Source organism: Roseibium sp. FZY0029 (assembly GCF_036350355.1).
Classification (GTDB): Bacteria; Pseudomonadota; Alphaproteobacteria; order Rhizobiales; family Stappiaceae; genus Roseibium.
In genome coordinates this window covers 556,407-568,658 of sequence record NZ_JAZDVZ010000002.1, presented here as the reverse complement: position 1 = coordinate 568,658, position 12,252 = coordinate 556,407, and the positions used below count along the sequence as shown (strand labels likewise).

Here is a 12,252-nt window from a genome sequence, read left to right as displayed (position 1 = left end):
GATCAGCCTGTTGCAAGTGCCTTGCCGTATCTTGCCGGCGGGCAGCCAACATGGCGGGTGAAGGCTGTGCTGAAGGCGCTGGTGGAGCCATAGCCGGTCCGGCTGGATATCTCGCCGATGCTGTGAAGGCCTGATCGCAGCATGTGCTTTGCAAGTGTCATGCGCCAGTTGAGCAGATAACTCATTGGCGGCAGGCCGACGATGCGGTTGAAGCGGGTGAAGAACGCGGAGCGGGAAAGGCCGGCTTCGCCTGCCAGCGTCCGGATCGACCAGGCCTCATGCGGAGCGCTGTGCATCGCGCGCAGGGCTGGCGCAACCCGTGCGTCCGCCAGGCCACTGAGAAGGCCCTTGGAGGCCGCAGGCTGAATGGTGGACCGGAAGGCCTCGATCAGGAGGACCTGCAACAAGTTTTCCAGAACAACATCTCTTGCCGGACGATTGGCACGTGCCTCGTCGCGCACCAGGGCGGCCAGAGAGGCCAGGCGGTCTTCGCCGCGCACCACCACCATATCCGGCAGGAGAGAAACCAGAAGTTCGGCGTCCGGACTGCCGAAGCTGCAATGGCCAACCAGTTGCTGAACCTCAGGAGGCGTTTCATGCGGGGCCGCCATACCAATGCGCACAACGCCATCTTCACCGTACACCGGTTGGCTCAAGTGGCCCGGAGGCGGTGGCGGTTCGAGGCTGGAGACAGTCAGCCCGCCGACGGCAGGAAGCAGAGCAAAGTCTCCCGCCGACAAGATGACCGGTTCTTTTCCATCCACTTCCAGCTTCAGCCGCCCCATAAGCACGAGGCAATAGAACGCTTCGTTGATGTCGTCCCGCCGTAGCCGGAAGGGGCCGGCAGCCTCCGCGAGTTTCGAAAAGGGGGCCCTTGGCCGCAAAAGCGTGATCACCTCGGACAGTGGATCTGCCATTTCGGACTTTCGATAAATAAACTGAGATTATCCATGATAGAAAGTTTTGTCTGTTGTGTCGATATGGGGAGCATCAAACAACAGGAGACTTTGTCATGAAGACCATCATGATCACCGGATGTTCCTCCGGCTTCGGCCTGGAAACGGCGCGGCATTTTCTGAGTGAAGGCTGGCAGGTGGTTGCGACTATGCGCAAGCTGGACGCCACTTTGCTGCCGGCCTCCGAGCGGATTCGCATCCTGCCACTGGACGTGACGGACCGCACCAGCATCGCCGAGGCAGTGGCCGCTGCCGGGCCGGTGGATGTGCTGGTCAACAATGCAGGCGTTGGCTGGTTGTCGCCTTTTGAAGCCACATCGGAAGACGTGGTGCGCAGGATATTCGACACCAATACCTTCGGGACCTTCGAGATGATCCGTGCGGTGCTGCCGCAGATGCGGGAAAAGGGCGAGGGCGTTATCATCAACGTGTCGTCGAGCGTTACGCTGAAGTCTCTGCCGCTGTTGCCGGTCTATACCGCCAGCAAGGCGGCCGTGAACGCCTATACGGATTGTCTGGCTCTGGAACTTGCGCCGCTTGGCATCCGTGTTCAACTGGTCCTGCCGGGCCGCGCACCTTCGACCAGCTTTGGAAGCAACGCACGGGCGCTGATGGCGGACGCACAGGAAGCGCCTGCGGCCTACAAACCGTTTGTCGAGGACGTGATGAGCGCCTTCATGGCAGAGGCTTCCGGGGAACTGACCCGTTCGGAAGATGTGGTGAAAGCCATCTGGCGGGCGGTCACCGATCCGTCCTGTCCCGCTCATCTGCCTGCCGGCAACGATGCCGAAGCGCTTGTCGCCTGAAAGGCGATCTGCCGGGCGGCTTGAGTGCCGCCCGGCAGACCTATTCGGTTATAGCTTTCCAGATGCCGGGCCGAATGACAGGACCTCAGATGAGGGCGAGCGACAGCAGTGGAACGGCGATCAAGAGCGCCAGACGCAGGATGTCGGCCAGCCAGAACGGCATGATGCCGGCAAACATCGTCCGCAGCGGCACGTCGGTCAGCACCGAGCGCAGCACGAAGACGTTGAGGCCGATTGGTGGTGAGATCAGGCTGATTTCGGTGACCACCACCACGATGATACCAAACCAGATCAGCACCATCTCCGGATTGGCCAGCAGACCGCTCCCGAAGTCGAGCGAGCTGACCAGCGGAAAGAAGACCGGCACTGTCAGCAGGATCATCGACAGGCTTTCCAGCACCGCTCCCAGCACCACGTAGATCAGCACCAGAACCAGAATCACCACATAGGCGTTGACGTCGAGCGACTGAACGAAGGTCAGAAGCGCGTCGGGGACGCCGGCATAGCTGATGAAATTGGAAAAGACTTCCGCGCCGATGATGATCGCAAAGATCATGGCGGTGGTCCGAGCGCAGTTGATCGCAGCCGTGTAGAGCTTTTCGAAGGTCAGGCCACCGGACACCAGCGCGATCACGAAGGAGGTCGCCGCGCCGATGCCGGCTGCTTCCGTCGGGGTGAAAAAGCCACCGTAAATCCCGATCATGATGACGGCGAACAGGCCGACGACCGCCGCAACGCCCCAGACATCCCGCTTTTCGAGCTTCATGTCTTCAGACGCCTCGGGCGCCAGTTCGGGCTTCAGCCGAACGGTTACATAGATGGCAGCGAGATAGAACAGGACGCCAAGAAGACCCGGAATGATGCCGGCAATGAAGAGCTTGCCGATATCGGCCTCGGTGAGCAGCCCGTAGATGATCAGGATGACGGAGGGCGGGATCAGGATGCCGAGCGTCCCACCGGCCGCGATGGAGCCGGTTGCCAGGCTGTCGGCATAGCCCGCCTTGCGCATGGACGGCATGGCGACCTTCGACATGGTGGCCGCTGTCGCCAGAGACGAGCCGCAGACGGCGGAAAAGCCGCCGCAGGCGACAATTGCCGCCATTGCAAGGCCGCCGCGCATGCGGTGAAGCATGTGGTGAGCAGTGGAGAACAGCGACTGGCTGACGCCTGAGATGGTCAGGAGGTTGCCCATCAGGATGAACAGCGGGATCACCGACAGGGTGAAGGACAGGCCTGTCTCGAAAGCGGCATTGCCGAGCAGATTGAGCGCCGCGTTCCAGTTGCGAAGCACTGCGAACCCTGCCGTGCCGACGATGATCATGGCAATGGCAATGGGAACGCGCAGCAGCACAAGGGCAAACAGCGCAATGAAACCGATCAGAGCTTCAAGCATAATCAATACTCACTGGTTTCAGGCCTTTTCACGGAACCGTCTGACCGCGAAAACGATGGCGGCGAGGGCGGAAAGCGCGAAGGAGGCAGCGCCCAGCCAGCCGATCAGCGAGAGCGGGATCTGAAGGGAATCCGTCACTTGTCCGCGGCGGTCCATCTTTTCGGCATGTTCAAACAGCTTGTAGGCGATCAGTGCCAGAACGCCGACGGTACACACGGCGGCAACCAGGGTGCCGAACCGCTTGAGGAAGGTGCTCTTGAGCCCGTCCAGCAGTTCCACCTCGATGTGCTCGCCGGCGGCCGTTGTCAGCGGCAGCGCGAGGAAGATCAGAGTGGCCAGCAGAATCTCTGTCAGCTCATAAGCGCCGTTGACGGGGCTGTTGAAAGCATAGCGTGCGACGACGTCGACGCAGGTGAGCCCGATCAGTCCGGCCAGCACGAGTAAACAGGCCAGACCAAGCAGGAAACCGGCACCTCGCCGGATCGTATCGATCCGGCGAGGTGCCTGGCCATTTTGTTCGGCAGACATGTTTAGTGCTTGATGCCGGTTTTGTCGCGGAACTCGGCAAGCGCCGCTGTGCCGTCGAAGCCGGTTTCGGCAACGGCTGCCGCCCAAGCGGCCTCGTGCTTGGCTGCAAGGTCTTTCACAGCCTCCAGAACCGGTGAGGACGCGTCGTATACCTCGATGTCCTTGTCGGCGATGAAGGAGGCTGCACGTGCGTCAGCACCATCCCAGACGTTTCCGGCCATTTCGGCAAGGGCCTCACCGGAGATTTTCTCGATGGCCGCCTGATCTTCTTCCGACAGGCCGTCCCAGATGTCTTCGTTCATGACCATGAACCAGGAGGTGTTGTAGAAACCACCCGGAAGACGCATGGAGTATTTGGTGTAGTCGGTCAGGTTGAACGCCTGCAGAGCTTCCATCGGGAAGGTGACACCGTCGATAACGCCGCGCGACAGCTTTTCATAAACTTCGCCCGGGCCCATGAACTGGGTGATGATGTCGAGGTCCTGAGACAGGTCCGCGATATAGCCGCCCGGCGTGCGGATCTTCAGGCCCGCAAAATCTTCAGGCTTTTCGATCTTGCGCTGGTTGTTGTGGAACATGCCCGGGCCATGCACCCAAAGGCCGAGCAATTTGGTGCCCTTGTGCTCGCTTTGTGCGTCCAGCGTGCCGCCATAGACGTCCCAATAGGCCTTGGAGCCTTCGACGGCGGTGTCAGCGATGAACGAGAACTGGCCGATGCGCGAGCGCAGGAAGCGGTCATCGCGGGTAAAGGAATGCAGCCCGTAGGTGATGTCGACGATGCCTTCCGCGGCAAGGTCGAAATGCTCCGGCGGAGAACCAACCGGCTTGGGCAGGATGCGCACGGTTACACGGCCATCGGTAACCTTGGCGACTTCCTCGGCCCAGGGCTCCATCACCTCGGTCACGAGCGGATGCTTCGGCGGCAGCCAGGACGACATCACCAACTCGTCCGCTGATGCACTGGCGATGAAACCTGTCAACGCGGAAGCGGCGACGCCTACCAATATGGAAAGACACTTCAACTGTTTCACGATTTTCTCCTCCCCTCCATTTCATGAAGGCCGTTTCTGCCGGTATGATCCCGGACTTGAAACAAGATACCAAACATAGTTACATATGAAACAAAATAGTTACACATGAAACCAAGTCAATCGTAAAATCGTGCTAACGAGCTAACCGAACCTGTTGAGTGCCGATGCCAAAGCTGACCGAACCGGAAACCGACACCAAAGAAGTCATTGGGATTGAAAGCGAAACGCCGGACGCTCCACTGCCGGACTTTGAACTGGAATCGTTTTTTCCATACCAGGTACGTGTATTTTATTCCGATGTTACACGAGCCCTCTCGGCGGTATATCAACGGGATTACGGCATGATGCCGGCCGAATGGCGCACGATGGCCATCCTGGGATCTGCCTCCGGCGGGCTTCAGGCAAGCGAAATCGTCTCCCGCTCCAGCATGGACAAGGTGGTGGTCAGCCGAGCCGTGAAACGCATGGAAGAACGAGGCTTTCTGACGCGGGAAAGCAACGAGGCCGACGGGCGCAGCTTCCTGTTGCAGCTTTCCGATGACGGGCGGGCCGCCTTTGAGGATCTGGCCCCCAAGCTGAAAGCTGTCGAACAGAAAATGCTCAGTGGCCTATCAGCTCAGGAAATCGAGGGATTTCTCGCGATTACACGGCGGATCCGGGAGAACCTGGCGGACGAGCTGCAAGGGGTGATCGATTGAACGGACGGTCTGGTCTTGCATGATCATGCAGAACCGTGAGGGAACGCACCCAGCGCATCGTGTGAACCAGCGGATTTTCACTGCTTGGGAGAACCCACTCTCGCTCTGCAAATGAGTGGGCGCCGGGTCTCGCGATGCTCGCCCGGGGCTGACGCGTTGGCAGAGCGTTTGAAGGGATCACCAAAGTGACTGATAGCATTCAGTCAAAATGGTGCCGAGGGTCAATAAGATGCGGGGAGGGGCCATCAAAGAGTGCTGGCGAAATCCAGCCTTCCTGCGACAGAATAAAAAAGGCGGCCCGTGGCCGCCTTTTTCGTGTCTGTTTACCGGCTCTTAGTCGAGGCGGCCGCTGGCGTGGGCCAGCATGGTGTAGACCTTGCCGGTGTCCGACGTCAGGTAAGTCTGGCCGAGCATGTTGTCGCGGTCATTGCGCGACACCTGGGCCAGTAGCTGTTCGAAGTCGGCCACGTAGCGTTCCACAGCGGTGCGGAACTCCGGATCGCGCGCGTATTTCTGACGGATTTCGTCAAACGTCTGCTGACCCTGCAGCGTGTAGAGGCGGCGGGTGAACACGTGACGCTCGCCATTGCGGTAGCGGTTCCACAGATCAACGAAGGTTTCGTGATCGATGGCGCGGGCAATGTCGACCGAAAGCGAGTTCAGGCTTTCTACCGTGTGCAGCGGCGTGCGGCTCATGTCCGTGTCGGAACCGGCGTCGTCGTCGCGCGAGGCGCGGCGCAGCAGGTCTGCGACCCAGCCCTTGCCACCGGAACTCGTGTTTTCGGCAGCGGCAGGCTGCTGACGGCGCGTGTTGACCGGAGCCGGACGCGGCTCGCTGGCCGGAGCACTCTGCTGACGCGCAGGGGCCGCCGGAGCGTAGGTCACCGTTGGTGCCGGCTGCTGCTGCGGGGCAGGAGCGGCGCTTGCCGCTACTGCCTGTGCCTGCGGCCGGGAGATGTCCAGAGCGTTGGACTGCTTGGCAACAATCTCGGAGAGTTCCGTCAGAGCGCGGATCTGCTCGTTGACCACCTTGCGCAGCGCCGCGGAAGATTCTTCTGCTTCTTCCGGCAGGTTCAGGACGCCCTGTTTCAGTTCGCCGCGGGTTGCTTCCAGCTCGCGGTGAACTTCGCGGGCAACATCACGCATCCGGGCGGCCGCATCGTTGAAGCGATCAGAGGCTTCGGTGACGGTGCGGGTCATCTCGGCGATGATGTCGTCCTGTGCGGAGCGGATCGCGTCGCGGGCCTTCTGGCCCTCCATGCCTGCCGTCAGGCGCATGGATTCGAACTGCTCGGACACCTGCTTGGACGCAGCTTCAGCCGCCGCGGACAGCATGTTGGCTGCATCGCGTGCCTTGTCGTCTGCCGTTTCCAGCGTTTCCGACAGGGTCTTGGTGAAGGAGCGCATAAGCGTGTCGACGGCTTCGGTCTTGGCCAGAAGCGTGTCGGCAACTTCCTCGATCGCGGTCCGGCGCTCGGAGACACGGCTCTCGACGGAGCGGTTGGTGTCCTCCAGGTGACGGGCTGCCTTGGTCAGTTCCTCGGACTGGTCGCCGAAGCGGCCGGTGAGGTTCTTGATATCCGCCAGGGTGGTATCCGTCACATCGCGCAGGTTCGCGACCTGCTCGGTGATGAGAGCCGTGGTGGAATTGGTTTCCGAGACTGCCCGGTCAACGGCAGAGCGGAACTCGCCGGCGCGGCGGGCGAGGTTGCCCTCCACTTCGTTGAGGTTCTCGCCAGCAGTCGCCACGATACCCTGCAGGTTGGTGTTGGACGTCTCGATCTTGTTGAGGATCTCGGTAACGTCCGCTTCCAGGCGCCGCTTGGTGTCGGTGAGAAGGGTGGTTGCCTGTTCGCTGCGCTCGTTGATGCTGGCGACGATGCGGTCGCCGGCTTCCACCAGCGAGCGGGTGGCGTCGAGGCCGGTGTGGGCGAAGGTGTCGGTGACATCGCGGCCCTTGACCGTGATGGCTTCGAGGATCGCCGTGTGGACCTCGGACAGGCGTCCGGTGAGGTCGTTGGCCCGCAGTTCGATGGCGTTGATGAGTTCGTTACCATCGGTGCCGACGATCTTGGCCAGTTCGCCGGAACGGGCGCCGAAGGCCTCGTTGAGGGCGGTTGCCTTGTCGAGCAGTTCGTTGGCGACCTCGTTGCCGCGACCGACCAGAAGATCTGCCGCTTCGGTAACGGCGCTGTTGACGCGGGCACGAACCATGCCGGCTTCGCTCGACATCTGGCCGCGGATTTCCTCCAGCGTTTTTGCCAGCGTCATGCGGGCCTGCTCGCTTTCGGCGGACAGGTTGCCGGAGATCTCGGCAATCAGGCCGGAGAGCTCGTTGCGGACCTTTTCGCTTTCGCCGGTCAGGGAACCGGAGAATTCTGCCAGCGTGCCGGCATAGAGCGTACGGGCCTTTTCGCTTTCAGCGGCCATGGCACGGGCGGCATCGCCAACCGCGCTGAGGACCAGTTCGCGGATCTTGCCGCTTTCACCCGACATTGCGCCGGTTGCCTGGTTCATTGCGGAGGTGACAGCGTCTGCTGCCTTCTGGCTTTCGCCTACCAAAACGCCGCGGGCTTCGCCAACGGAGCCCAGAACGATCTGGCGCATGCGGTCGCCTTCGCCGGAGAGCTTCTCCGTTGCCTGGGTGAGGGCGCTGTCGACGATCTCGACGGTGCGGTTGCGCTCGTCGGAGAGGGTCTGGACGGCGGCAGTGACCGCTTCCTGAACCACGTCGCGCAGGCGCGTGCTTTCGGTGGAGAGCGTTGCTCCGGCTTCGGAGATCACGGCCGTGAGAATGTCACGGGCGCGCTCGCTTTCGCCGGTGAGCGTGCCGGAAATGCTTTCCAGGCGCTCATTGAGCAGCGTTTCGAGCTGGGTGGCACGGCTGTCGAGGGTTTCTGCAACCTCGAACACCTTGGCGCCCAGGGAGACGTTGATCTCGGCGATGCGTTCGGACAGGGATTCCGTCAGTTGCTCGCTCTGCTTGCCCAGAACGCTGCCGGCTTCCGCCAGACGGTTGTCGAGGGCAGAGGTCATCTCGTCCTGACCGTCGACAAAGGCCTTGGCGATTTCCTTGGTCCGGGAAATCAGGGTTTCGGAGATCTGGCGGGCCCGGGCGTCGAGGGTCTCGTCGATCCGGTCGGTGCCGCTGGTCATGGAGGCAGAGATCAGCTCGGCCTTGTCGGCCATTGCAGACGTCGCAGTGTCGACGCGCTCCGACAGGGACTGACCGATTTCCTCGGCGCGTTCGGCAAGCGTGTTGCCGGCCGCTTCGATCCGCTGACCAAGCTGCAGCGTGATGGCGTCGGAGCGATCCGCAAGCACATCGGTGATGTTGCGGGTCTTTTCCTCCAGTGCATCGCTGATGCCGGTGGTGCGGTTCTCGATGGCGTCGGACAGGATCTGCGTGCGGGCTTCCAGGGTTGCTTCGAAGGCCGCGGTCCGCTGATCCAGCGTCAGGTCCAGAGTGTTGATGTGGCTGCCGAGAGAGGCGTCCATCGTGGAGATACGCTCGCTGAGCGAACTGTCCATCGACGACAGGCGCTGCTCAAGCGAGGTGTCCAGCGTGCTGATGCGATCGGTCAGGGTCGCATCCATCAGGGAGTAGCGCTGTTCAAGCGAGGCATCCATGGTGCCGATCCGCTCCCCAAGGGTTGCGTCCATGGTCGTGAAACGGTGCTCCAGAGAGCTGTCCATGGTGGCGATACGGTCGGACAAGGTCGTGTCGATGGAGGTGTAACGCTGCTCGAGCGTTGCATCCATGGCCGCGATCCGCTCGCTCAGGCTCGTATCGATTGCCGTGTAGCGCTGCTCGAGCGATGCGTCCATGGCCGAGATGCGGTCGTTCAGGGTTGCATCGATTGCGGAGTAGCGCTGGTCGAGCGACGCATCCATGGCCGCGATGCGGTTGCCCAGGGAGGCGTCCATGGAGTCGATCCGGGTCGCGAAGGTCGTGTCCAGCGTGGACAGGCGGGAATCCAGTGCTTCGGACAAGAGCAGCGTCTTGGTATCGAAGGCGTCGATCAGCTGGCCACCGCGATCGGTGACGATGGTTTCCAGTTCGGAAAGGCGGCTGGACAGACCATCCTGCAGCGCCTGGCCGCGGACTTCCAGGGTTTCGGCAATCTTGCCGCTGATCTGGTTGATGTCTCCGGCAACGCGGTCGCCGCGGCTGCCGATAAGTTCGGCAAGCTGAGTTCCGGTTTCGGCTAGTTTCTGGGTAAGCGCGCCGGTCTGGTCGCCGAGGCTGGCGGAGAACTCGCCGGAAACGCTTTCCAGGGCTTCCCGGAAGCCGATGGTCTGCTGTTCCAGGACGGTGGCCATCTCGTTGCTGCGGGCGGCCAGACGTTCGTCCAGCTCGCTGCCGTTGATGGAGATGGCGGTGTAGATCCGCTCGGAGATATTGTCGAGTTTCTCTGCCAGCTCACCACCGCGAACGGAGATGGTCTGGGTGAGGGAGCCTGCAGTCTCGTCAAGCTTGGAGGCGATTTCACCACCGCGCAGCGACAGATCGACCACGATGCTTTCGCCGGTACCGCGCAGGATTTCCGCAACTTCCGTGGACCGGCTGGAGAGGGTTTCGACGATTTCCGCACCCCGGATGGAGATGGTGTCGGTGACCGCCTGGCCTTTTTCGGAAATGCTCTCGACAACGCGGTTGCCCGTTTCGGCAAGGGACTCGTCCAGCGTGGTGACGCGGTTGTCGACAGTGGCCACCAGTTCCTCGGTGCGCGAGGTGATGGTGTCGATGAGACGGCCGGAGGTGAGCGACAGGTTGGCGTTGATTTCCTCGCCGCGCGCTGTGATGACGTCGCCGACGTTGGTGCCGGTGGTTTCCAGGGTGACCCGGAACTCGTCCGCCTTTTCGCTCAAGGTGTTGATCACCGAGTTGCTGGACGATGCCAGGGTCTCGTTGATCGCCGTGCTGCGTTCGGACAGGGTTTCCACGAAGGTATTCGCCGTATTGGCGAAGCGTTCGTTGACCTCGTTGCCGCGCGCCGTGAGCGTTTCCCACATGGTGGCGCCGGTCTCTGCCAGGCTGTCGACCAGGTCGTTGCCGGTGGAGGAGAGGCGGGCAACATAGTCTTCGGCACGGACGGTGAGGCTGTCGACCAGTTCGTTGCCGGAGGCATTCAGCGTAGCGCCCAGGGACTCGATGCGGCTGTCGACGGTGGAGGTCAGTTCTTCGACACGGCTGTTGACCGCGTCGATCATGCGCTGCGTCGCATGGTCCACGGTGCTGCCGAGTTCGCCGGAGGTGCTGGAAAGCTGTGAGGCAAAGCTCTCGTGGGCACCGGCGATGGTCTCGCGGACGCGCTCGGCGTTCATGACGATGGACTCGCGCTGGCTGATCAGCTCGTCGATCAGAGCGCGGATCTTCAGTTCGTTGTCATTATAGGAGCGTTCCAGCGAAGACACTTCGTTATGGACGAGGACTTCCAGCTCGCTGGCGCGTGCGATCGCGCGTTCGATGCCGTCGCCCATGGCCGCGACTTCGCGGCGGATGGCCTGGCCAACGCTGAGGATGCTTTCCTTCGCCATGTCTTCCGGCTCGGCCAGACGCAGGGCGACTTCCGTCATGCCCCGGGCGACGATGCGCATTTCCTGCGCGCGCCAGATCATCATGGCCATGACGAAGAAGAAGATGATGGGGACGACAATGCCGACGACGGCCAGGATCATTTCCGGAGAGCCGATCAGGGTCTGGGGATCGGTCAGCGATCCGACCTTGTCGGAAAACGCGGTCATGAAAAGGCTGCTGCCGAGCGCGGCCCACAGGGCGCTGAGGGCAAGGGCGCCCCAGAACGGCGCGGACGAGGGACGGCGCTGCAAGGAATAGATCAGGTTGCCGATGTTCCGGCGGTCATCGTTGGCTGCGGGCGGGCGTCCGCCGCGGCCACGGCGCCTGGACTGGCGCTGTTCTTCGCGCTGGGACTGGCCGCGCGTTTCCCCCTGGGACCGGCGTGCCGGTTCCGCCTGGGCAGGGCTGGCCTCTGCCGCGGAGGTTGTTTCTGTGGTATCCGGGCCGCCGAAATCGAGTTTCAGGGCTTCTTCAACTGCTGAGAGAGCCGCTTCTGCCGGATCTTTCGCCTTTGTCGGATTTGCCATTTAGGGTCGCCTCACATCCGTACTCATTACACACCGGTAAACGCGCAGAGCTGCTGGCGCAGCTCTTTACAGTTATCTACCGGATGCGTCCTCGTTGCGGGCGCTGCTCAACTGTGGCAACGCCGCAAAACCTGTTCGTGAGGGAGGGCCGCCGCTGACCGACCGTGAACTTTCCGTTCGACGGTACACTCCCCACCTTGCCGCATCAGTAACTGTAATGGCACAATCTCTCCTAACGAACAAGAAACGGCAATAGCGTGAGTCACTTAGGGGGCGGATTGGATGCCGGATTCAAAGCAGGTTGACGCATCGTCAGATGCGGAAAAAACAGACTTGGAAGTTACGCTCAAAGCGGGAAATCTGACGGCGGCGCAAAAGCGTTGGTTGCAAAAGGGGCTTGAACAGGCTGGCGGCAAGCTGCCTCTGTTCGATGACAACGGCCGGGAAATTCCGGCCCGCACAATTCGTGCCTGCATCGAAGCGGGGTGGGCAGAGCCTTGGTTTTCCAACCCAATCAAGCCCGACTGGCTGGTTTGCAAGCTCACGCCCGCCGCTATCGACGCGCTCACCGCAAGTCAAAAAGTCAAAAAAAGTTAACGCCGAATCAGGTCGTTAAAATTTTAGCGATTCAGGAAATTGGCGGAAACGCAAGGACTTTCTTAATCCTGTTTCGTAACCTGCGTTAAAACGCATTAACCATGAAATCAATTTTTTGGGGACATGGCCCGAAAG

At 61.4% G+C, this 12,252-nt stretch carries 8 protein-coding genes; 3 read left to right on the top strand and 5 right to left on the bottom strand.

All coding sequences use genetic code 11. From position 1 onward, the window contains the following. Positions 1-2: 2 nt before the first annotated feature. Positions 3-917 (bottom strand): AraC family transcriptional regulator, encoded by a 915-nt coding sequence (locus tag V1T76_RS07165; protein ID WP_330559946.1) that lies wholly within the window; start codon positions 915-917, stop codon positions 3-5. 95 nt (positions 918-1,012) lie between these two features. On the opposite strand from V1T76_RS07165, the gene V1T76_RS07160 reads away from it, so the two are divergent. Continuing rightward, on the top strand, positions 1,013-1,762 hold the full coding sequence (locus V1T76_RS07160; RefSeq protein ID WP_330559945.1) for an SDR family oxidoreductase: 750 nt from the start codon (positions 1,013-1,015) through the stop codon (positions 1,760-1,762). A gap of 85 nt (positions 1,763-1,847) precedes the next feature. On the opposite strand, the gene V1T76_RS07155 is transcribed toward V1T76_RS07160, so the two are convergent. The 3 genes from V1T76_RS07155 to V1T76_RS07145 are packed head-to-tail and all read right to left on the bottom strand — an operon-like array spanning position 1,848 to position 4,714. Next, entirely contained in the window at positions 1,848-3,155 is a 1,308-nt protein-coding gene (locus V1T76_RS07155) for a TRAP transporter large permease (protein WP_330559944.1), read from the bottom strand. An 18-nt stretch (positions 3,156-3,173) separates the two neighbouring features. After that, complete coding sequence (locus tag V1T76_RS07150) at positions 3,174-3,683, bottom strand: TRAP transporter small permease (protein WP_330559943.1); 510 nt, start codon at positions 3,681-3,683, stop codon at positions 3,174-3,176. Between the two features lie 2 nt (positions 3,684-3,685). Continuing rightward, entirely contained in the window at positions 3,686-4,714 is a 1,029-nt protein-coding gene (locus V1T76_RS07145) for a TRAP transporter substrate-binding protein (RefSeq protein ID WP_330559942.1), read from the bottom strand. A 341-nt stretch (positions 4,715-5,055) separates the two neighbouring features. On the opposite strand from V1T76_RS07145, the gene V1T76_RS07140 reads away from it, so the two are divergent. Continuing rightward, complete coding sequence (locus V1T76_RS07140) at positions 5,056-5,412, top strand: MarR family winged helix-turn-helix transcriptional regulator (protein ID WP_330559941.1); 357 nt, start codon at positions 5,056-5,058, stop codon at positions 5,410-5,412. 333 nt (positions 5,413-5,745) lie between these two features. Here V1T76_RS07140 and V1T76_RS07135 read toward each other — a convergent pair whose 3' ends face one another. Beyond that, positions 5,746-11,520 carry an antitoxin gene (locus V1T76_RS07135; RefSeq protein WP_330559939.1) on the bottom strand — a complete coding sequence of 1,925 codons (5,775 nt, stop codon included), beginning with the start codon at positions 11,518-11,520 and terminating at the stop codon, positions 5,746-5,748. A gap of 282 nt (positions 11,521-11,802) precedes the next feature. Here V1T76_RS07135 and V1T76_RS07130 point away from each other — a divergent pair, with 282 nt between their 5' ends. Continuing rightward, positions 11,803-12,117 (top strand): hypothetical protein, encoded by a 315-nt coding sequence (locus tag V1T76_RS07130; protein ID WP_330559938.1) that lies wholly within the window; start codon positions 11,803-11,805, stop codon positions 12,115-12,117. Positions 12,118-12,252: the final 135 nt, after the last annotated feature.

Coding starts and splice junctions, on each gene's coding strand:
- V1T76_RS07135 (WP_330559939.1), bottom strand. CDS start 11,520: ATGGCAAATCCGACAAAGGCGAAAGATCCGGCAGAAGCGGCTCTCTCA.
- V1T76_RS07165 (WP_330559946.1), bottom strand. CDS start 917: ATGGCAGATCCACTGTCCGAGGTGATCACGCTTTTGCGGCCAAGGGCC.
- V1T76_RS07130 (WP_330559938.1), top strand. CDS start 11,803: ATGCCGGATTCAAAGCAGGTTGACGCATCGTCAGATGCGGAAAAAACA.
- V1T76_RS07160 (WP_330559945.1), top strand. CDS start 1,013: ATGAAGACCATCATGATCACCGGATGTTCCTCCGGCTTCGGCCTGGAA.
- V1T76_RS07155 (WP_330559944.1), bottom strand. CDS start 3,155: ATGCTTGAAGCTCTGATCGGTTTCATTGCGCTGTTTGCCCTTGTGCTG.
- V1T76_RS07140 (WP_330559941.1), top strand. CDS start 5,056: ATGATGCCGGCCGAATGGCGCACGATGGCCATCCTGGGATCTGCCTCC.
- V1T76_RS07150 (WP_330559943.1), bottom strand. CDS start 3,683: ATGTCTGCCGAACAAAATGGCCAGGCACCTCGCCGGATCGATACGATC.